Annotated in this window: 21 protein-coding genes; 8 read left to right on the forward strand and 13 right to left on the reverse strand. The window is 61.5% G+C overall.

Going from position 1 to position 19,243, the window contains the following annotated elements; genetic code table 11:
• Positions 1-97 precede the first annotated feature (97 nt).
• From hemA to V8J63_RS20860, 6 genes are all read left to right on the forward strand, one after another.
• A complete protein-coding gene (gene hemA / locus V8J63_RS20835) occupies positions 98-1,384 on the forward strand; it encodes a glutamyl-tRNA reductase (protein WP_336464572.1) in 1,287 nt (428 codons plus the stop codon).
• Positions 1,381-2,463 (forward strand): peptide chain release factor 1, encoded by a 1,083-nt coding sequence (gene prfA / locus V8J63_RS20840; RefSeq protein WP_129997684.1) that lies wholly within the window; start codon positions 1,381-1,383, stop codon positions 2,461-2,463. Before hemA ends, prfA begins: the two co-directional genes overlap by 4 nt.
• The gene (gene prmC / locus V8J63_RS20845) at positions 2,464-3,294 is read left to right on the forward strand and encodes a peptide chain release factor N(5)-glutamine methyltransferase (protein WP_130888177.1); all 831 of its coding nucleotides are present in this window, start codon (positions 2,464-2,466) and stop codon (positions 3,292-3,294) included.
• Entirely contained in the window at positions 3,288-4,043 is a 756-nt protein-coding gene (locus V8J63_RS20850; RefSeq protein ID WP_130888178.1) for a molybdopterin-synthase adenylyltransferase MoeB, read from the forward strand. The genes prmC and V8J63_RS20850 overlap by 7 nt, the downstream gene beginning before the upstream one ends.
• Entirely contained in the window at positions 4,036-4,827 is a 792-nt protein-coding gene (murI, locus tag V8J63_RS20855; RefSeq protein ID WP_336464573.1) for a glutamate racemase, read from the forward strand. Before V8J63_RS20850 ends, murI begins: the two co-directional genes overlap by 8 nt.
• Before the next feature lie 111 nt (positions 4,828-4,938).
• Positions 4,939-5,457, forward strand: coding sequence for an acyloxyacyl hydrolase (locus V8J63_RS20860; RefSeq protein ID WP_122507863.1), 519 nt, complete (start codon positions 4,939-4,941; stop codon positions 5,455-5,457).
• Between the two features lie 135 nt (positions 5,458-5,592).
• Here V8J63_RS20860 and V8J63_RS20865 read toward each other — a convergent pair whose 3' ends face one another.
• From V8J63_RS20865 to V8J63_RS20920, 12 genes are all read right to left on the reverse strand, one after another.
• Positions 5,593-5,898, reverse strand: coding sequence for a YkgJ family cysteine cluster protein (locus tag V8J63_RS20865; RefSeq protein ID WP_024014290.1), 306 nt, complete (start codon positions 5,896-5,898; stop codon positions 5,593-5,595).
• Between the two features lie 52 nt (positions 5,899-5,950).
• Positions 5,951-6,442, reverse strand: a complete 492-nt coding sequence (locus V8J63_RS20870; RefSeq protein ID WP_336464574.1) for a DUF2878 domain-containing protein — start codon at positions 6,440-6,442, stop codon at positions 5,951-5,953.
• On the reverse strand, positions 6,435-7,700 hold the full coding sequence (locus V8J63_RS20875; protein WP_016773216.1) for an SAM-dependent methyltransferase: 1,266 nt from the start codon (positions 7,698-7,700) through the stop codon (positions 6,435-6,437). The genes V8J63_RS20870 and V8J63_RS20875 overlap by 8 nt, the downstream gene beginning before the upstream one ends.
• The gene (locus V8J63_RS20880; protein WP_016773217.1) at positions 7,687-8,502 is read right to left on the reverse strand and encodes a DUF1365 domain-containing protein; all 816 of its coding nucleotides are present in this window, start codon (positions 8,500-8,502) and stop codon (positions 7,687-7,689) included. The genes V8J63_RS20875 and V8J63_RS20880 overlap by 14 nt, the downstream gene beginning before the upstream one ends.
• Positions 8,499-9,746, reverse strand: coding sequence for an NAD(P)/FAD-dependent oxidoreductase (locus V8J63_RS20885; RefSeq protein ID WP_336464575.1), 1,248 nt, complete (start codon positions 9,744-9,746; stop codon positions 8,499-8,501). Before V8J63_RS20885 ends, V8J63_RS20880 begins: the two co-directional genes overlap by 4 nt.
• Positions 9,743-10,525 (reverse strand): SDR family NAD(P)-dependent oxidoreductase, encoded by a 783-nt coding sequence (locus V8J63_RS20890; protein WP_016773219.1) that lies wholly within the window; start codon positions 10,523-10,525, stop codon positions 9,743-9,745. Before V8J63_RS20890 ends, V8J63_RS20885 begins: the two co-directional genes overlap by 4 nt.
• Positions 10,522-10,944, reverse strand: coding sequence for a nuclear transport factor 2 family protein (locus V8J63_RS20895; protein ID WP_125925721.1), 423 nt, complete (start codon positions 10,942-10,944; stop codon positions 10,522-10,524). Before V8J63_RS20895 ends, V8J63_RS20890 begins: the two co-directional genes overlap by 4 nt.
• The gene (gene phrB, locus V8J63_RS20900; protein WP_122602302.1) at positions 10,937-12,382 is read right to left on the reverse strand and encodes a deoxyribodipyrimidine photo-lyase; all 1,446 of its coding nucleotides are present in this window, start codon (positions 12,380-12,382) and stop codon (positions 10,937-10,939) included. Before phrB ends, V8J63_RS20895 begins: the two co-directional genes overlap by 8 nt.
• Before the next feature lie 16 nt (positions 12,383-12,398).
• Positions 12,399-13,340 carry a MerR family transcriptional regulator gene (locus V8J63_RS20905; protein WP_016773222.1) on the reverse strand — a complete coding sequence of 314 codons (942 nt, stop codon included), beginning with the start codon at positions 13,338-13,340 and terminating at the stop codon, positions 12,399-12,401.
• A complete protein-coding gene (locus V8J63_RS20910) occupies positions 13,340-14,302 on the reverse strand; it encodes a YbgA family protein (RefSeq protein WP_041479992.1) in 963 nt (320 codons plus the stop codon). Before V8J63_RS20910 ends, V8J63_RS20905 begins: the two co-directional genes overlap by 1 nt.
• Before the next feature lie 213 nt (positions 14,303-14,515).
• Complete coding sequence (locus V8J63_RS20915; RefSeq protein WP_076564097.1) at positions 14,516-14,731, reverse strand: TIGR02450 family Trp-rich protein; 216 nt, start codon at positions 14,729-14,731, stop codon at positions 14,516-14,518.
• On the reverse strand, positions 14,728-15,714 hold the full coding sequence (locus tag V8J63_RS20920; RefSeq protein ID WP_024014282.1) for an NAD(P)/FAD-dependent oxidoreductase: 987 nt from the start codon (positions 15,712-15,714) through the stop codon (positions 14,728-14,730). The genes V8J63_RS20915 and V8J63_RS20920 overlap by 4 nt, the downstream gene beginning before the upstream one ends.
• Positions 15,715-15,911: 197 nt before the next feature.
• On the opposite strand from V8J63_RS20920, the gene V8J63_RS20925 reads away from it, so the two are divergent.
• Together V8J63_RS20925 and hemH are read left to right on the forward strand one after the other, a co-directional pair.
• On the forward strand, positions 15,912-16,814 hold the full coding sequence (locus V8J63_RS20925) for a TIGR01777 family oxidoreductase (protein ID WP_336464576.1): 903 nt from the start codon (positions 15,912-15,914) through the stop codon (positions 16,812-16,814).
• 13 nt (positions 16,815-16,827) lie between these two features.
• Positions 16,828-17,853: a ferrochelatase gene (hemH, locus tag V8J63_RS20930; protein WP_336464577.1), complete on the forward strand. Its 1,026-nt coding sequence runs from the start codon at positions 16,828-16,830 to the stop codon at positions 17,851-17,853.
• A gap of 115 nt (positions 17,854-17,968) precedes the next feature.
• Here the strand turns inward: hemH and V8J63_RS20935 are convergent, their stop codons facing one another.
• Positions 17,969-19,243, reverse strand: coding sequence for a uracil-xanthine permease family protein (locus tag V8J63_RS20935; RefSeq protein ID WP_336464578.1), 1,275 nt, complete (start codon positions 19,241-19,243; stop codon positions 17,969-17,971).

Consider the following 19,243-nt stretch of genomic DNA (forward strand, 5'->3'; position numbering starts at 1 on the left):
ATAGGGGCTGACGATTGGGACAATAGTCAGCGGTAGTTGTTCTGAATCTTTCGAAGTAGGACAATTGCCGGCTTCACGTCACCACCAGCGACCTTGAATGGCCTTCCTTGCACTCGGTATTAACCACAAGACTGCTTCAGTAGACGTCCGCGAGCGCGTGGCCTTTACCCCTGAGCAGCTGGTGGAGGCCTTGCAGCAGCTCTGCCGACTGACCGACAGCCGCGAAGCCGCGATCCTCTCCACCTGCAATCGCAGTGAGCTTTATATAGAACAGGATCAGCTGTCGGCCGAAGTCGTGCTGCGCTGGCTGGCCGATTATCACCATCTGAGCCTGGACGAGCTGCGCGCCAGTGCCTATGTGCATGAAGACGATGCGGCTGTTCGTCACATGATGCGCGTCGCCTCCGGGCTCGATTCGCTGGTGTTGGGCGAACCGCAGATTCTCGGCCAGATGAAGTCGGCCTACGCCGTGGCCCGCGAGGCCGGCACCATCGGCCCGCTGCTGGGGCGGCTGTTTCAGGCAACGTTCAATGCCGCCAAACAGGTGCGTACCGATACTGCAATTGGCGAGAACCCGGTGTCGGTGGCGTTTGCCGCAGTGAGCCTGGCGAAACAGATTTTCAGCGATCTGCAACGCAGCCAGGCGCTGCTGATCGGTGCCGGCGAGACGATTACGCTGGTCGCGCGCCATTTGCATGAGCTGGGGGTCAAGCGCATCGTCGTTGCCAACCGCACGCTGGAGCGCGCCAGTCAGTTGGCCGAGCAGTTCGGCGCTCACGCGGTGCTGCTCTCGGACATTCCGGCGGAGCTGGTGCGCAGCGATATCGTCATCAGTTCGACCGCCAGCCAGTTGCCAATCCTCGGCAAGGGTGCAGTGGAAAGTGCGCTGAAGCTGCGCAAGCACAAGCCGATCTTCATGGTCGACATTGCCGTACCGCGCGATATCGAGCCGGAAGTCGGCGAACTCGACGACGTTTACCTGTACAGCGTCGACGATCTCCACGAAGTGGTCGCCGAGAACCTCAAGAGCCGTCAGGGCGCTGCGCAAGCGGCGGAGGAAATGGTCTCGGTCGGCGCTGACGATTTCATGGTGCGCCTGCGCGAACTGGCGGCGGTCGATGTGCTCAAGGCCTATCGTCAACAGAGCGAACGCCTGCGAGACGAGGAATTGCAGAAGGCCCTGCGTCTGCTGGCCAACGGCGGCAACGCCGAAGACGTGCTCGGGCAACTGGCCCGTGGCCTGACCAACAAACTCTTGCATGCGCCCAGCGTGCAGTTGAAAAAGCTGTCTGCCGAAGGCCGCCTCGATGCGCTGGCCATGGCCCAGGAACTCTTTGCCCTTGAGGGCTCACCGGATAGTTTTTCGGATAAAAAACCGCAATGAAAGCGTCACTGCTCAACAAGCTGGACATTCTCCAGGACCGTTTCGAGGAACTGACCGCGCTGCTCGGCGACGGTGAAGTCATTGCCGATCAGGCCAAATTCCGCGCCTATTCCAAGGAGTACGCCGAACTCGAGCCGGTAGTGGCCGCCTATAAAAAGCTGCTCGGCGTACAAAGCGATCTTGAAGGCGCGCAGGCGCTGCTCAAGGACAACGACCCGGACATGCGCGAAATGGCCGTGGAAGAAGTTCGCGAAGCCAAGGAGTTGCTGGTCACGCTGGAATCCGATCTGCAGCGCATGCTGCTGCCTAAAGATCCGAATGACGGGCGCAACGTGTTCCTCGAAATTCGCGCCGGCACCGGTGGCGACGAGGCGGCGATCTTCTCCGGCGACCTGTTCCGCATGTACTCGCGTTATGCCGAGCGGCGTGGCTGGCGCGTCGAGATCCTCTCGGAAAACGAAGGTGAACACGGCGGCTATAAAGAAGTCATCGCGCGCATTGAAGGCGACAACGTTTACGGCAAGTTGAAATTCGAATCCGGCGCACACCGCGTCCAGCGCGTACCGGCCACCGAATCCCAGGGCCGGATCCACACGTCGGCCTGCACCGTGGCGGTATTGCCCGAGCCGGACGAGCGCGAAGCCATCGAGATCAACCCGGCGGATCTGCGTGTCGACACTTTCCGTTCCTCCGGCGCTGGTGGTCAGCACGTCAACACCACCGATTCGGCGATCCGCATTACCCACATCCCGACCGGCACCGTCGTCGAGTGTCAGGAAGAACGCTCCCAGCACAAGAACCGTGCCCGGGCGATGGCGTGGCTGTCGGCCAAGCTCAACGATCAGCAGAACGCAGCGGCAGCCAACGCGATTGCCAGTGAGCGCAAGTTGCTGGTCGGTTCCGGCGATCGATCCGAGCGCATCCGCACCTACAACTATGCTCAGGGTCGGGTCACCGACCATCGCGTCAACCTGACCCTGTATTCGCTGGATGAAATTCTCGCCGGTGGCGTCGAAGCCGTGATCGAGCCGTTGCTGGCCGAATATCAGGCTGACCAACTCGCAGCGATAGGTGAATAAATGACCATCATCGCCAGCCTGTTGCGCGCTGCCGAGTTGCCGGACTCGCCGACTGCGCGTCTGGACGCTGAATTGCTCCTGGCCGCCGCACTGGGCAAGTCGCGCAGCTTTCTGCACACCTGGCCCGAGCGCATCGTGCCAAGCGAGGCTGCGCTGACCTTCGCCGAATATCTGCAACGGCGGCGTAGCGGTGAACCGGTGGCCTACATTCTCGGCCAGCAGGGCTTCTGGAAGCTCGATCTGGAAGTCGCGCCGCACACGCTGATTCCGCGCCCGGACACCGAACTGCTGGTGGAGGCAGCCCTTGAGCTGCTGCCGGCAACCCCGGCCAAGGTTCTTGATCTGGGCACCGGCAGTGGCGCGATTGCTTTGGCTTTGGCCAGCGAACGCCCGGCGTGGAAGGTCACCGCTGTGGATCGCGTGCTCGAAGCCGTGGCCCTGGCCGAACGCAACCGCCAGCGTCTGCACCTGAACAACGCTACGGTGCTGAGCAGCCATTGGTTCAGCGCCCTTGAAGGCCAGCGTTTCCAATTGATCATCAGCAACCCGCCGTACATTGCCGCCGCCGATCCGCATCTGGTCGAGGGCGATGTACGCTTCGAACCGGCCAGTGCGCTGATCGCCGGTGAAGATGGCCTCGACGATCTGCGCCTGATTGTTGCGCAGGCGCCGGATCATCTTGAAACCGGCGGCTGGCTGATGCTCGAACACGGCTATGATCAGGCCGAAGCCGTGCGTGACCTACTGCTCACTCGTGGCTTTGAAGAAGTCCACAGCCGCACCGATCTGGGCGGCCATCAACGCATCAGTCTGGGGCGCCTGCCGTGCTGAATGATCAGGAATTGCTGCGCTACAGCCGGCAGATTCTGCTGCAACACATCGACATCGACGGGCAGCTGAAGCTCAAGGCCAGCCGCGTGCTGATCGTCGGCCTTGGCGGTCTCGGCGCGCCGGTGGCGTTGTATCTGGCGGCAGCAGGCGTCGGCGAGTTGCATCTGGCGGATTTCGACACGGTCGATCTGACCAATCTGCAACGGCAGATCATTCACGACACCGACAGTGTCGGCATGTCCAAGGTCGACTCGGCGCTCAAGCGCCTGGGCGCGATCAATCCCGAAATTCAACTGGTCGCTCATCGTCAGGCGCTGGACGCCGATTCCCTCGCCGCAGCGGTGGCGGCGGTGGATCTGGCGCTCGATTGTTCGGACAACTTTTCCACGCGCGAGGCGGTTAACGCCGCTTGTGTTGCCGCGTGCAAGCCACTGGTCAGTGGCGCGGCGATTCGTCTGGAAGGGCAGTTGTCGGTGTTCGATCCACGGCGTGGCGAGAGCCCTTGCTACCACTGCCTGTACGGACACGGCAGCGAAGCCGAACTGACCTGCAGCGAGGCCGGCGTGGTCGGGCCATTGGTCGGTCTGGTCGGCAGCTTGCAGGCGCTGGAAGCGTTGAAGGTGCTGGTCGGTTTTGGTGAACCATTGGTGGGGCGACTGTTGTTGATCGACGCCTTGGGCTCGCGATTCCGTGAGCTTCGCGTCAAGCGCGATCCGGGCTGCAGCGTCTGTGGCGCCCGCCATGCGTGAAGCGCCGATCGGCGTGTTCGATTCCGGGGTCGGCGGCTTGTCGGTCCTCGGCGAAATTCAGCGCTTGCTGCCTAACGAGTCGCTGCTTTATGTCGCCGATTGCGGGCACATTCCTTACGGCGAGAAAACCCCGGAATTCATCCGCCAGCGTTGCAGTGCGATGGCAGGATTTTTTCACCAGCAGGGTGCCAAGGCTTTGGTACTGGCATGCAATACCGCGACCGTGGCCGGTGTTGCCGACCTGCGTCGTGATTTCCCGGACTGGCCGATTGTCGGCATGGAACCGGCGGTCAAACCGGCCGCAGCGGCCACGCGAAGCGGCGTGGTTGGCGTCCTGGCCACGACCGGCACATTGCAGAGCGCAAAGTTTGCCGCGTTGCTCGATCGTTTCGCGGCTGACATAAAAGTCATCACCCAGCCCTGTCCGGGACTGGTCGAACTGATCGAAACGGGTGATCTGCACAGCGCCGAATTACGCACTTTATTGCAAGGTTACGTCGCTCCATTGCTGGCGCAAAACTGCGACACAATCATTCTTGGCTGCACCCACTATCCCTTCCTCAAGCCGTTACTCAGGTCGATGATCGCCGACGATGTCAGCCTGATCGATACCGGAGCTGCCGTGGCCCGGCAGTTGCAGCGCTTGCTCGCCGAGCGTGATCTGCTGGCGCAACGTCCGAGCCAGCCTGTGAAGTTCTGGACCAGCGGCGATCCGCAATCCCTCAGAAAAATCCTACCGTTGCTGGGCCAAACTGCGTCGAATGTGCAAAACTTCGACTTGTAAAAAAAATGTGAAATAACTAAAAAAACGCTGAACTTCTGACCAAGCGCGGATTTCTATAGCGACAGCAGCAACTAAAAACCAAACGATCGTTCCGGAAAAGGAAGTTTCAAAGTGAAGCGACTATTCTGCTTGGCCGCGATTGCGGCCGCACTGATGGGGCAAAGCATTTCTGCACAAGCCGCTGGCGTTGAATTCGCCGTCGGCGGTACCAGCGATTCGACAATGACGTATCGCTTAGGCATGAATTTCGACTGGGACAAGAGCTGGCTGCAGAGCGACGTGGGTCGCCTGACTGGCTACTGGAGCGGTGCCTACACGTACTGGGAAGGTGACAAGACTTCCAGCAACAACAGCCTGTCGTTCTCGCCTGTATTCGTTTACGAGTTTGCCGGTCAGTCGGTCAAACCGTACGTGGAAGCGGGTATCGGCGCGGCGTTCTTCTCCAACACCGAATACGAAAGCAACAAACTGGGCGGCTCCTTCCAGTTCGAAGACCGCATCGGTGTCGGCCTGCGCTTCAACGGCGGCCACGAAGTCGGCATCCGCGCCACGCACTACTCCAACGCCGGCCTGTCCAGCGACAACGATGGTGTAGAAAGCTACGCGCTGCATTACACAATGCCGCTGTAACACGCCGCTACGCGGAACCAACGTGGGAGCGAGCCTGCTCGCGAAAGCCGAGTGTCAGTCAATTCAAATGGTGGCTGACACACCGCCTTCGCGAGCAGGCTCGCTCCCACAGTTGTTTCTGCGTTGTCAAAGAAATCAGCGGTAGGCTGTCGCAATACCCCGGCGCTCTTCGATGCACTCCGGCGCGCCCATTTCAAACTCGCGGCAAATCAGCGGGCGTCGTTCATAGATCGTGCACATCATGCTGTCGCGATCCAGCGCCGCGCACCAGCCGTCGTCCAGACGCAGCATCACTTCGCCGCCCCATTCATCGGTATCGATAAAGCGATCAGGTACGCCGGTGTCGGTGATCAGCATCACTTCGAGCTGGCAGCAGCACGCCGCACAGGTCGAGCAGGTGACCGCCGGTTCGGCGATTTGTGTGTGGGGGATGGTTTTCATCGTGGCAGTGTAAGGCAGTGATCGCCGTGGGTGTGAAAGCGCTGACGGACGCTCACGGCGCCAGACGCCGCGCCATCAAATGCAACAGTGGGAACAAGCCTGCCCAGAGCAGGCCAATGACGATCAGCGTCGCCGCCTCGCCGTAGGGAAATTGCACGCCGGCCAGGCGTCCGCCGCCGTAGTACGACAATGCGCCGCCCAACGCGCCAAGTGCGCTGGCCAGCCACCATGGCCGCGCGCTCCAGGCCAGGCAGTGGCGCAACGTGGTGGCGAGCAGCGCCCAGAGCAGCATCAGCCACAGCGGAATCAGCGGTGAGGCGTCTGCAAAGCGGAACACGTCGAGGTAACGCAAGACGCTGTCCACCGCCGTGCCGACAATCACCACGCACAGAATCAAACGACCTTCTGCCGCCCAACTGCTGATCCAGCGCAGATGAATCACCAGAGCCGCCACCGCCAGCAGCAGCCACAAACTGTTGCCGCCGAGCACGCAGGCCAGCCAGCCGAGCTGAAACAGCACGGCATTGGCGATTCGCTCACGCATCGAAGCGCCCGAGCAGGGGAGCGGTCATCGCCGCCGGTTTGGCCAGCAGCAATTGCGCGGTGCCGATGGTGCGTTCGAGGAATCCGCCCTCGCAATAGCACAGGTAAAACTCCCACAAACGCAGGAAATAATCGTCGTAGCCCAGTTCGCTCAGGCGACCATGGGCGAGGCGAAAGTTCTCGTGCCACAGGCGCAGGGTCTTGGCGTAATGCAGGCCGAAATCTTCCATGTGCAGCAGGTTCATGTCGGTTTCGCGGCTGACCACATCGAGCATCTTGTGCACCGAGGGCAGGGCGCCGCCGGGGAAGATGTAGCGCTGGATAAAGTCGACGCTGCGCTTGGCCTGTTCGTAGCGTTGCTCGCGAATGGTGATCGCCTGGAGCAGCATCAGGCCGTTGCTCTTGAGCAACTGCGCGCATTGCTTGAAGTAGGTGGGCAGGAACCGATGGCCGACCGCTTCGATCATCTCGATCGACACCAGTTTGTCGTACTCGCCGCTCAGGTCGCGGTAATCCTTGAGCAGCAAGGTGACGCGGTCCTGCAAGCCCAATTGTTCGATGCGTTTGGCAGTGAACGCGAACTGCTCTTTCGACAGCGTCGTGGTGGTCACGCGGCAACCGTAATGCTGCGCCGCGTACAACGCCATGCTGCCCCAACCGGTGCCGATTTCCAGCAGGTGGTCGCTGGGTTTGAGCGCGAGTTTCTGGCAGATGCGCTCGAGTTTGTTCAGTTGCGCCTGTTCCAGGGTGTCGCTCGGCGAAAGGAACTGGGCGGCGGAATACATCATGGTCGGGTCGAGAAACTGTTCGAACAGTTCATTGCCGAGGTCGTAGTGCGCGGCGATGTTTTTCTGCGAACCCTTGCGCGTGTTGCGATTGAGCCAGTGCAGCCCTTGTACGAAGGGCCGGCCCAGACGCGCCAGGCCACCTTCCATGGCATCGAGTACATCGAGATTGCTGACGAACACGCGCACCACAGCAGTCAGGTCTGGCGAACTCCAATAGCCGTGGATGAATGCTTCGCCGGCGCCGATCGAGCCGCTGCTGGCGACCATGCCCCACAGGGCCGGGTCGAGTACATGGACTTCGCCGAGCAGAGCACTGCCCGGGGTGCCGAAAAGCATTTGTTCGCCATCCTCGACGACCATCAATTGTCCGTGTTTGAGCTGGGCCAATTGGCGCAACACGCCACGGCGCAGCAGCGAGCCGGTCAAACCGTTGGTGCTGAAGCGACCGAGCGGCAGGCTAGAGGATTTCATGGTGCGGCTCCTTCGGAGGCACAGTGGCGGTTTTAAAGCTGCCGTCGGCAGCCTGGTGAGGGAAGATCGGCGCGCGCTTGAGCAGCAGTCGCAGTGCTTGCCAATAAATCGCCAGAGCGGTTTTTGCGGTCATCCACGGAAAGCGCCGCAGGTAGCGATGCAGGCTGCGACGATCGAGCGGTTCACGGCGCAGATTGAGCGTGGCGTCGAACAGTTTCTCGTTGCCCTGCCAATCGGCCATGTGCACGCCAAGGCTTTGCGCAGCGGGGCTGAAGCTCATGCGGTATTCGAGGTCGCGGGGCAGAAACGGCGAGACGTGAAACGCCTTGGCCACAGCGAAATGCTGATGGAAATCCACTAGGCTGGTCGGCGTCTGCGCCGGCAGCACATAGTGATAACGCTCGCGCCACGGCGTGTTGGTCACTTCACAAACGATCGCCGCCAGTTGCCCGTCGGCTTCATGGCAGTAGAAGAAACTCACCGGATTGAACGACAGCCCCCAGCTGCGCGGCTGGGTCAGCAGGCATACCGCGCCTTGTGGCTCATGACCGATGGCTGCGCCGACCTGCTGACGCACGGCGTCGATCAGGCGCATGCCCTTGCCGGTGAAGGCTTTCAGGTAATCGGTTTCGCGAAACGAGAACGGCGCAAAGCGGCTGCGCCCGGCCAGTGGCGACAGGGCCAGCACAGCGTCCTGCTCGCTCAGATCGAGATAGAGCAGGCCGATGCGGTAGCGGAATTCGTGGCGGCGCGGCGAAAAACGTCGGTGGCCGATGACGCCGTTGTACAGAGCGCTGTTCACAGTGTTTCACCGAACGCGGCGGCTACGCGCAGCCCGCTGACCACGCCATCTTCATGAAAGCCGTTGGCCCAGTAGGCGCCGCAATAATGCGTGTGCTGCTCGCCGTCGAGTTCGCCCCAACGGTTTTGCGCGGCCGCTGCGGCGAGGGTGTATTGCGGGTGGGCGTAGGTATAGCGGGCCAGCACTTTATCCGGGCTGATGCCGGCAGTCTGGTTGAGGCTGACGCAGAACGTGGTGTCGCTCTCGATGCCCTGCAGAATGTTCATGTTGTACGTGACCGCCGCGCGCGTATGGCCGGCGCCGCCGAGGCGATAGTTCCAGCTGGCCCAGGCCAGTTTGCGCGTTGGCAGCAGGCGCGTGTCGGTGTGCAGCACGACGTCGTTGTCGGCGTAGAGCAGGGCACCGAGAATCGAACGCTCGGCGTCGCTCGGGTTGGCCAGCAGGTTCAGCGCCTGATCGCTGTGACAGGCGAACACCACTTTGTCGAAATGTTCGAGGCCGGCCGGGCTGTGGATAACTACGCCGTGCTGGTTGCGCTCGACGCGCTTGACCGGGCAGTTCAGGCGGATCCTGTCGCTGAATGGAGCAGTCAGCGGCGCCACATAGGCACTGGAACCGCCTTCAATGACCTGCCACTGCGGACGATCGCTGACTGAGAGCAGGCCATGATTCTTGAAGAAACGCAGGAAGAATTGCAGCGGGAAATTGAGCATTTCCGCCATCGGCATCGACCAGATCGCCGCGCCCATCGGCACGATGTAATGCAGGATGAAACGCTCGCCGTAGCCGCCAGCCTTGAGGTAATCATCGAGGGTGGTGTCGGCGGCGATGCGCAGTTCGATCAGGTCGCGCTGGGCTTCTTTGTTGAAGCGCAGAATGTCGCGCAGCATGCCCCAGAACCCCGGCGACAACAGATTGCTGCGCTGGGCGAACAGGCTGTTGAGGTTGTTGCCGTTGTATTCCACGCCGGTGTCCGGGTCGGTTACCGAAAAGCTCATTTCGGTCGGCTTGAACGCCACGCCAAGCTGGTTGAGCAAGCGAATGAAATTCGGATAGGTCCAGTCGTTGAACACGATGAAACCGGTATCGATGGCGAACGATTGCCCGGCCACGCTGACCGGTACGGTGTGGGTATGGCCGCCGACCCAGTCACTCGCTTCGAACACGGTGATGTCGTGGCGGCGGTTCAGCAGGTAGGCGCAGGTGAGCCCGGCGATACCGCTGCCAATTACGGCGATTTTCATATCGGGTCCCGCTGCGGTGGGTTCTTGCGCACCATGCGTTTGCCGATCGCCAATTGCGCGCGGGCGGGCAGTTTCGACAGCGGCCACAGCGCGGCCATGAACAGTCCGGGGAAGGCAATTTCCAGCGGACGGTCCTTGAGTTTGGCGAAGATGTGCCGCGCCGCTTTATCCGCAGGCCAGCTCAGCGGCATCGGGAAATCGTTCCTCTCGGTCAGCGGCGTTTCGACAAAACCCGGGCTGATGATGGTGACTTCAATGCCTTCATCCGCCAGATCGATGCGCAGCGATTCGAATAGGTAACGCAGCCCGGCCTTCGATGCGCCGTAGGCTTCGGCCCGTGGCAGCGGCAGGTAAGTCACCGAGCTGGCCATGCCGACCAGATGCGGCGCGGTGCCTTTGCGCAACAGCGGCAGGGCGGCTTCGATGCAATAGCTGCTGGCGAGCAGATTGGTGCGTACCACGTGCTCGATGATCGAGGAATCGAACTGGCGCGCGTCGACATATTCACAGGTGCCGGCGTTGAGAATCACGCTGTCCAGCGAACCCCAGGCCTCGGCGATCTGCTCACCGATTTCACGCACGGTCTGACTGTTGGTCAGATCGCCGGGCACCACCAGCACCTGGCCCGGGTAACGCTGGGACAAAACTTTGAGCGGCGCGGCCGAGCGCGAGCTGACCGCCAGGTGTGCGCCGCTTTTCAGAATGTCCTCACACAAGGCTGCACCGATGCCACTGCTGGCGCCGGTCAACCAATACCGCCGTGGAGGTGTACGACTCATCCCATTCTCCTTTTCAGCCAGGCAATCGCCCGGCCCAATATTGGCAAGTGTTCATACAGCAGCGCCCCGGCATCGAAATAATCCCGATGGCGATAAACCTTGTCGCGCCAGAGCAGGTGCGAGCAGCCACCGACCCTGATTTCCCGACCGTTGGCCAGGCGCGGATGGCGATAACTCATGACCCAGCGCAGGTAACCCTCACCTTCGCGGATCTGGTCAAAGCCGTGAAAATCGAAACGCAGATCGCTGACGTTGGCGTACAGCTCACTGAAGTAATCCCGCAGTTGTGGCAGGCCCTGAACTTCGTGCAGCGGATCGGTGAAATGAATGTCGTCGCTGTACAGCTCTCCGAGGCGATGCAGGTTGTCTTTGTTCAACCCGCAAAACTCGCGGGCGAAGCTGCGCAGGAATTCACTCATCGCTGCCGCCCACAGGCTGGCGCGACGGCAGGTTCTTGAACGCCGTCAGCGCACGCTCGCGTGAGGCGCTGAGGTTGACGATCGGGGCCGGATAATCGGCCACGCCGAACAGTCCTCCGGCTGCCGCCGGATTGTGCACTTCCTTCTTGTTGAGCCCGGCCAGTTCCGGCAACCAGTGCTTGATGAACACGCCTTCGGCATCAAATTTTTCCGACTGGCTCAACGGGTTGAAGATACGGAAGTACGGCGCCGAGTCGGTGCCGGTCGATGAGCTCCACTGCCAGCCACCGTTGTTGGCCGCCAGGTCGCCGTCGATCAGGTGGCGCATGAAAAAGCGTTCGCCCTCGCGCCAGTCGATCAACAGATTTTTGGTCAGGAACATCGCCACGACCATGCGCAGGCGATTGTGCATCCAGCCGGTTTCGAGCAATTGGCGCATCGCCGCGTCGATGATCGGCAGTCCGGTGCGTGCCTCCTGCCAGGCCTTGAGTTCTTCCGGCGCATCGCGCCAGGCCAGCGCTTCGGTTTCCGGGCGGAAGGCGCGATGCCGGGAGACGCGTGGGTAGCCGACCAGAATGTGTTTATAGAACTCGCGCCACAGCAGCTCGTTGATCCAGGTCACTGCGCCGACTTTGCCGCTTTCGAACTCGCCCTGATTGCTTTGCAGTGCAGCGTGCAAGCACTGGCGTGGCGAGATCACCCCGGCGGCGAGGTACGCCGACAATTGGCTGGTGCCGGGTTTGGCCGGGAAATCGCGTTCGCTGCGGTAGTAGTCGATCTGCGCGTCGGTGAAGGTGTCGAGGCGGCGCCGCGCCTCTTGCTCGCCGGCCGGCCACAAGGCGCGCAGGGATTCGCTCGGCGTGGCGAAGCCTTTGACCGCCTCCGGAATTGCGTCACTTTCGATACCCAGCGCGGCCTGTTTGCCCGGTGCCTTTACAAGTGCAGGCATCGAGCGATGCAGGCGCTCGTAGCAGACCTTGCGAAACTGACTGAACACCTGGAAGTAGGTGCCGGTCTTGGTCAGGATCGTGCCGGGTTTGAACAGCAACTGATCCAGATAGCTGTGGAACTCGATGCCCTCGGCCCGCATCGTTTCGGCCACGGCTTCATCGCGGCGGCTTTCGTGGACGCCGTATTCCTCGTTGACGTGCACCGCCTCGATCTTCAATTGCCGGCACAGCTTGAGCAGTTCTGCTGGCGCCTGATCCCAGTGCGGCGCGCTGCGAATCAACAGCGGAATGTTCAGCGCGCCGAGGCTCTGGCTCAGTTCGCGCAAATTGCGTAGCCAGAAATCCACTTTGCACGGCGCATCGTCGTGCTCCAGCCATTGCTGCGGACTCAACAGATACACTGCCACAGTCGGGCCGCGCGCTGCGGCGGCCGCGAGGGCGGTGTTGTCATGTTGGCGCAGGTCGCTGCGCAGCCAGATCAGTTGCATGTGATTAAACCCATCATCAAATCAATCCGCGCTCGAGCAGCGCCTGGTGTGCGGCAAGCGGATCTTCAGCCAGGAACAGATCGGCAGTCTGGGCGGTGCGTGCGGACAACTCGGTGTGGTGAATGTGCACCGTGGGGCCAGCAATCAAGGTCGGGCAGTTGACGTTCGCCAACAGCTTGGGCAGCTGCGCCAGTTGCATGGCTTTGCTCGAATACAGCAGCACGCCACGGGCTTGCAGATGCTCGACGGTCAGCGCCAGTTCACCGGCCGGCAGTGGCCAGTCGAACACTTGCACCGGGCAATCGGCACTGCTGATCAGCCATGCGCACAGCCACAGATGTGGCTCCAGCGGCAGGTCGGAATGATTGATCAACAGCAGCGGCGCCGAATGCAGCTGGCGGTTGTTATGGTAAATGCGTGCGCCGAATTTGCTGCGCAACCAGGAAAAGAAAAACGTCCGTTCCATCTGTGCGCCGAACTGGCCCTGCCAGCGCTGTTCGAGCTCGGCCAGCAACGGCATCAGCAATTGCTCGCACAGCGTCCGTGGCGGATACAAGGCAATGGCCTGATTGACGCTGTCATCCAGCGCGCGCTCATTGAGCGAGGTGACCGCCGACAGCAACGTCTGATGCAGACGCTGCCAATCGTTTTCCACGGTTTCCGTGAAGGCCTGCGGCGCATCGAGCAGTGGCTTGACCTGGCTGACCGCAACGCCACGGTTGAGCCAGGTAAGGATGGCCATGATCCGCTGCACATGTTCAGCGCTATACAGTCGATGGCCCTTGGGCGTGCGCTGGGGCACCACCAACCCATAGCGACGTTCCCACGCGCGCAGGGTGATGGCGTTGACGCCGGTCTGCCGCGCGACTTCGCGAATCGGCAACCAGCCCTCGTCGAGGGCTTTCTTGAAGTCGGCGCCGAGGTCTTCCCGGGCGCTGCTGTCGGTTTTATCGTTCATTAGATCGCGTTTCGCAGACTGAGGTTTTCCGGGTGCGGCTGCAGGTAAACCTGCTGCGCGATGTACGGGTCCGGATGGAGTCGAAAGTGGTGTTTGAGCAGCGTCAACGGCACCACCAGCGGCACGATGCCCTGGCGATACTGGCCGATGATCTGCTGCATTTCCTGTTTGTCTTCGGCGCTCAGCGATTGTTTCAAATAACCGCTGAGGTGCAGCAGCACGTTGCAATGGGTGCCGCGCGTGGCGCATTTCTTCAGCGCGGCCATCAGCTCGCTGAAGTAGCGCGGGCCGAGCTCGGCGGGATCGCTGTCAGCCATATTGCCGAGCATCTTGCCGAGGTTTTTGTATTGCAGCGGGTTGTGCGCCATCAGCAGGTACTTGTAGCGCGAATGGAACTCGGTAAGGGCGCGGCGGCTCAGGCCCTCGGCGAGCACTTGCTGCCAGGCGCTGTAGGCCAGGACGCGGGTGATGAAGTTTTCCCGCAGCACCGGATCGTTGAGGCGCCCGGCTTCTTCCACCGGCAGATCCGGATGTTGGGCACAGAATGCCTGCGCATAGATGCCGCGTCCGCCACCGTTCACTGGCGCGCCGTTGTCGTGATAGACCTTGACCCGTTCCAGCCCGCAGGAGGGCGACTGCTGCATGAAGATGTAGCCGGACAGGTCCTGCAACTCGGCGGCCATTTTCTCGCCGTACTCGGCCAGTGGCCTGGTGACGTTGATGGTCCGGTCGACGGTGCCGACGGCCTCGGGTTGTTCAGGGTCGCCGACCAGCCGGATCGGCTCACGGGGAATGCCCATGCCGATGGCGACTTCCGGGCACAGCGGGACGAAATCGAAATATTCGGTGAGGGTACGGCTGCATAGCCGCGATTCCTTGTGCCCACCGTTGTAGCGCACTTCTTCGCCCAACAGGCAGGCGCTGATGGCGATCTTCGGCTTGGACAGGGAAGCAGTAGACATGAGCACCTCGAATCTATACCTGTACAGAGAGTTATCGCTGTACAACTTTTCCTCAGCATAGATCGATGGATGTACAAGTCAAATGATTTGTATAAGATTTTTGTGCGGCGTTGATCTGTGGGAGCGAGCCTGCTCGCGAAAGCAGTGGGGCAGTCGACGAATTCGAATCTGATACAGCGCTTTCGCGAGCAGGCTCGCCACCGCAAGGGAAATCTATTTCCAGCCGAGTAACCAGTGCTCGCTGTCTTTCAGCACCTGCCAATCGAGTCGCTCGCTACGCTGGGTCAGCACCGCCTGCAATTCAACTTCCAGCACCGTACCTTCCTCGTCGCGGATCAGTTCGGTGACCAGAAAATGTTTTTCGCGATTTTGCGGATGGGCTGCTGTCCACTTCGACAGCAGCAATTTGCGCGGATTGATACGATTCATTGCAGGTGTTCGTGCAAGCGACGTGCAGCCTCCTGACCACTGAGCCAGGCGCCTTCAACGCGGCCCGACAGGCACCAGTCGCCACAGGCGTACAGGCCCAGATCGACATCAGCCAGTGTGGTCCATTCATGGCCGGTGGCGGGGCGGGCGTAGAGCCAGCGGTGGGCGAGGCTGAAGGTCGGCGCAGGCATGGCGCTGTGCAGCAGTTCGGCGAAAGCACCGTGCAGATGCTCGATCACCGCCTCCTTGGAGAGGTCGATGTGTTGCCGGCTCCAGGCGCTGGTTGCATGCAGCACCCACGTGTCGAGAGTGCTGTCGCGCCCGGGTTTGCTGCGGTTGCGCGCCAGCCAGTCGAGCGGGCTGTCCTGTACGAAGCAGCCTTCGATTGGCGTATCCAGCGGGGTTTCGAAGGCGAGAGCGACGGCCCAGGTCGGCTCCATTTTCACCCCGGCCGCGACGCCGGCAAGTTTCGGTGCGGCGGCCAGCAACGCGGTGGCTTGCGGTGCCGGTGTGGCGATCACCACATGGCTGAAGGGGCCGTGGGTGCAGCCATCGGCGTCCTGCAGATGCCAGTGCTCTTCACCGCGATAGACCTCGGTGATGCGGCAGGCAAACTGCACGTCCAGGCCATCGAGCAGGCCACGGGTGATGGCGCTCATGCGCGGCGTGCCGACCCAGCGGGTCTGCTCGTCCGGCGACATGTTCAGTTGGCCGCCCTGGAAGGTGTACAGCTGCGGCGCCCACTCGGCGGCCCAGCCCTGGCTCTGCCAGCGCTGCACTTCGGTGACGAAGCGCCGGTCACGCGCGGTGAAGTATTGAGCGCCCAAGTCCAGCGAGCCGGCGTCGCTGCGCTTGCTCGACATGCGCCCGCCGCTGCCGCGGCTTTTATCGAACAGTTGAACGGTATGCCCGGTCTCTGTCAGAGCCTGAGCGGCGGAGAGCCCGGCGATGCCGGTGCCGATGATTGCGATAGGTACAGTCATAGGGGCCTCGTTTACCTTTCTGTACAGACTACGCCGTCGATCAAACCTGTACAATTCTGTTTTTTGGTATAACTTCTAGCGTTCTCGTTCTGACAGCTTGGCCTATTGTTAAACCATAGAGCCTGCCCGATCGAAAAGATCCCTGCCTATAAAAATAGACTAGTGATCCGGGTTAAACGCCACGCGAGGAAGATGTCATGCACATATTGCTGACCGGCGGTACTGGTTTGATCGGACGTCAGCTCTGCCGGCATTGGCTGGAGCAGGGCCATCGGCTGACGGTGTGGAGTCGCCGCGCGGAAAAAGTCGCGCAGATCTGCGGCGCGCAAGTGCGCGGAATTTCGCGTCTGGAGGACCTCGGCGAAGAGCCGCTGGATGTGATCGTCAATCTCGCCGGTGCGCCGATTGCCGACCGCCCCTGGACTCATCGCCGTAAGGCGTTGCTGTGGAGCAGCCGCATCACCCTGACGGAAACGCTGCTGGCGTGGCTGGAAACTCGCGCGCAGAAACCGGCGCTGCTGATTTCCGGCTCGGCGATCGGCTGGTACGGCGACGCTGGCGAACGCGAGTTGACTGAAGAATCACCGCCCGGCATCGACGACTTCGCCAGTCAGTTGTGTATCGCTTGGGAAGAGACCGCGCTGCGTGCCGAGAACCTCGGCATCCGCGTGGTGCTGGTGCGAACCGGTCTGGTGCTGTCGGCCGAGGGCGGCTTTTTGTCGCGGCTGTTGCTGCCGTTCAAGCTCGGGCTCGGCGGGCCTTTGGGCAATGGTCGGCAGTGGATGCCATGGATCCATATCGACGATCAAATCGCCTTGATTGATTTTCTTCTGCACCGGAATCAGGCCAGCGGTCCTTATAATGCCTGCGCGCCGAAACCTGTGCGCAACCGCGAATTTGCCAAGACCCTGGGCAGTGTGTTGCACCGCCCGGCGTTCATGCCGATGCCGACCCTGGCGCTGAAAGTCATGCTCGGCGAGCTGTCACTGTTATTGCTTGGCGGCCAGCGCGCGACGCCGGCACGCCTGGTGGAAGCGGGGTTCAGCTTCCGCTTTACGGATTTACGCGCGGCTCTGGATGATCTCTCCAGCCGCCTCTGAAATAGGACGTTGCATGACCGATCACGCTTTGCTTCTGGTCAACCTGGGCTCTCCGGCCTCCACCTCGGTGGCCGATGTGCGCAGCTACCTCAATCAATTTCTGATGGACCCCTACGTGATCGACCTGCCATGGCCGCTGCGGCGGTTGCTGGTGTCGCTGATCCTGATCAAGCGCCCCGAGCAATCGGCCCATGCCTACGCCTCGATCTGGTGGGAGGAGGGCTCGCCGCTGGTGGTGCTCAGCCGCCGCTTGCAGGAGCAGATGACCCGGACGTGGAAACACGGCCCGGTGGATCTGGCGATGCGTTATGGCGAGCCGTCGATCGAAACCTGTCTGCTGCGTCTGGTCAAAGCGGGACATAAGAAGATCACGCTGGCGCCGTTGTACCCACAGTTCGCCGACAGCACCACGACCACCGTGATCGAAGAAGCCCGACGCGTGCTACGCGAGAAGAAACTCGACGTGCAGTTGTCGATCCTGCAACCGTTCTACGATCAGCCGGAATACATCGAAGCACTGGCCGCCAGCGCGCGTCCGCATCTGCAGCAGGATTACGATCATCTGCTGCTGAGCTTTCACGGTTTGCCTGAGCGCCATCTGAGCAAACTCGATCCCACGGGCAATCACTGTCTCAAAGGCGCCGATTGCTGCCAGACCGCCTCGCCGGCGGTATTGGCAACCTGTTATCGCGCGCAGTGTTTCCGTACCGCCGCCGCCTTCGCCAAAAGCATGGGGCTGGCGGACGGTAAATGGTCGGTGTCGTTTCAGTCACGCCTGGGCCGGGCGAAATGGATCGAGCCGTACACCGAAGCGCGGCTGGATGAACTGGCCAAAAGCGGGGCGAAAAAGATTCTGGTGATGTGCCCGGCGTTCGTTGCCGATTGCATCGAGACGCTGGAAGAGATTGGCGATCGCGGTAGGGAACAGTTCCGCGAAGCGGGGGGCGAAGAGTTGGTGCTGGTGCCGTGCCTGAACGACGACCCGCAATGGGCCAAGGCGTTGGCGACCCTCTGCGAAAGAGCGCCGCTGGCCCTCTGAGCAAGCCCGCTCACACAGTGATCGTTCCCACGCTCTGCGTGGGAATGCAGCCCGTGACGCTCCGCGTCACTTGAGGCATCCCCACGCGGAGCGTGGGAACGATCATTGCGGGGGGTTAAATCAGTGGCTCATCCGCCTTCTTCTGCTTCCAGCCGTCATTGCCCGGCAGGATCAGGTTCAGCGCAATCGCCACCACCGCGCACAGCGCGATGCCTTTGAGGCCGAAGTCATCAGGACCGGTGCCGGTGCCGACCAGCACGCCGCCGATACCGAACACCAGCGTCACCGAAACAATCACCAGGTTGCGCGCTTCGCCCAGGTCGATCTTGTGGCGGATCAGGGTGTTCATGCCCACTGCCGCGATCGAACCGAACAGCAAGCACAGAATCCCGCCCATTACCGGCACCGGAATGCTTTGCAGCAGCGCGCCGAACTTGCCGATGAACGCCAGGGTGATGGCGAAGATCGCCGCCCAGGTCATGATTTTCGGGTTGTAGTTCTTGGTCAGCATCACCGCGCCGGTCACTTCGGCGTACGTGGTGTTGGGCGGGCCTCCGAACAGGCCGGCGGCCGTGGTGGCGATGCCGTCACCGAGCAGGGTGCGATGCAGGCCCGGCTTCTTCAGATAGTCACGACCGGTCACGCTACCCACGGCAATCACGCCGCCGATGTGTTCGATCGCCGGGGCCAGCGCCACCGGAACGATGAACAGAATCGCCTGCCAGTTGAACTCCGGCGCGGTGAAATGCGGCAGGGCGAACCAAGGCGCTGCGGCAATCTTCGCCGTGTCGACCACGCCGAAATAGAACGATATGGCAAAACCCACCAGCACGCCGGAAATGATCGGCACCAGACGGAAGATGCCCTTGCCGAACACCGCCACGATCAACGTGGTCAGCAGCGCCGGCATGGAAATCATCATCGCCGTCTGATAGTGGATCAGCTCGGTGCCGTCGCCGGCCTTGCCCATCGCCATGTTCGCGGCAATCGGCGCCATGGCCAGGCCGATGGAAATGATTACCGGACCAATCACCACCGGTGGCAGCAGACGGTCAATGAAACCGGTGCCTTTGATCTTTACGGCGAGGCCGAGGAAGGTGTAGACGAAACCGGCCGCCATCACCCCGCCCATGGTCGCGGCGAGGCCGAACTGGCCCTTGGCGAGAATGATCGGCGTGATGAAGGCGAAGCTCGACGCGAGGAACACCGGCACCTGTCGCCCGGTGACGATCTGGAACAGGATCGTCCCCAGACCCGCGGTGAACAGTGCCACGTTCGGGTCCAGGCCGGTGATCAGCGGCATCAGCACCAGGGCACCGAAGGCCACGAACAGCATCTGCGCACCGGACAGCACCGTGCGCCAGAGCGGATCGTTGAACTCTTGCTGCAT

Source organism: Pseudomonas sp. CCNWLW23, from assembly GCF_037095675.1.
In the GTDB taxonomy this organism is placed as follows: domain Bacteria; phylum Pseudomonadota; class Gammaproteobacteria; order Pseudomonadales; family Pseudomonadaceae; genus Aquipseudomonas; species Aquipseudomonas atacamensis.

Coding starts and splice junctions, on each gene's coding strand:
- hemA (WP_336464572.1), top strand. CDS start 98: ATGGCCTTCCTTGCACTCGGTATTAACCACAAGACTGCTTCAGTAGAC.
- prfA (WP_129997684.1), top strand. CDS start 1,381: ATGAAAGCGTCACTGCTCAACAAGCTGGACATTCTCCAGGACCGTTTC.
- prmC (WP_130888177.1), top strand. CDS start 2,464: ATGACCATCATCGCCAGCCTGTTGCGCGCTGCCGAGTTGCCGGACTCG.
- murI (WP_336464573.1), top strand. CDS start 4,036: ATGCGTGAAGCGCCGATCGGCGTGTTCGATTCCGGGGTCGGCGGCTTG.
- V8J63_RS20865 (WP_024014290.1), bottom strand. CDS start 5,898: ATGAAAACCATCCCCCACACACAAATCGCCGAACCGGCGGTCACCTGC.
- V8J63_RS20870 (WP_336464574.1), bottom strand. CDS start 6,442: ATGCGTGAGCGAATCGCCAATGCCGTGCTGTTTCAGCTCGGCTGGCTG.
- V8J63_RS20875 (WP_016773216.1), bottom strand. CDS start 7,700: ATGAAATCCTCTAGCCTGCCGCTCGGTCGCTTCAGCACCAACGGTTTG.
- V8J63_RS20885 (WP_336464575.1), bottom strand. CDS start 9,746: ATGAAAATCGCCGTAATTGGCAGCGGTATCGCCGGGCTCACCTGCGCC.
- V8J63_RS20890 (WP_016773219.1), bottom strand. CDS start 10,525: ATGAGTCGTACACCTCCACGGCGGTATTGGTTGACCGGCGCCAGCAGT.
- V8J63_RS20895 (WP_125925721.1), bottom strand. CDS start 10,944: ATGAGTGAATTCCTGCGCAGCTTCGCCCGCGAGTTTTGCGGGTTGAAC.
- phrB (WP_122602302.1), bottom strand. CDS start 12,382: ATGCAACTGATCTGGCTGCGCAGCGACCTGCGCCAACATGACAACACC.
- V8J63_RS20905 (WP_016773222.1), bottom strand. CDS start 13,340: ATGAACGATAAAACCGACAGCAGCGCCCGGGAAGACCTCGGCGCCGAC.
- V8J63_RS20910 (WP_041479992.1), bottom strand. CDS start 14,302: ATGTCTACTGCTTCCCTGTCCAAGCCGAAGATCGCCATCAGCGCCTGC.
- V8J63_RS20915 (WP_076564097.1), bottom strand. CDS start 14,731: ATGAATCGTATCAATCCGCGCAAATTGCTGCTGTCGAAGTGGACAGCA.
- V8J63_RS20920 (WP_024014282.1), bottom strand. CDS start 15,714: ATGACTGTACCTATCGCAATCATCGGCACCGGCATCGCCGGGCTCTCC.
- V8J63_RS20925 (WP_336464576.1), top strand. CDS start 15,912: ATGCACATATTGCTGACCGGCGGTACTGGTTTGATCGGACGTCAGCTC.
- hemH (WP_336464577.1), top strand. CDS start 16,828: ATGACCGATCACGCTTTGCTTCTGGTCAACCTGGGCTCTCCGGCCTCC.
- V8J63_RS20935 (WP_336464578.1), bottom strand. CDS start 19,243: ATGCAGCAAGAGTTCAACGATCCGCTCTGGCGCACGGTGCTGTCCGGT.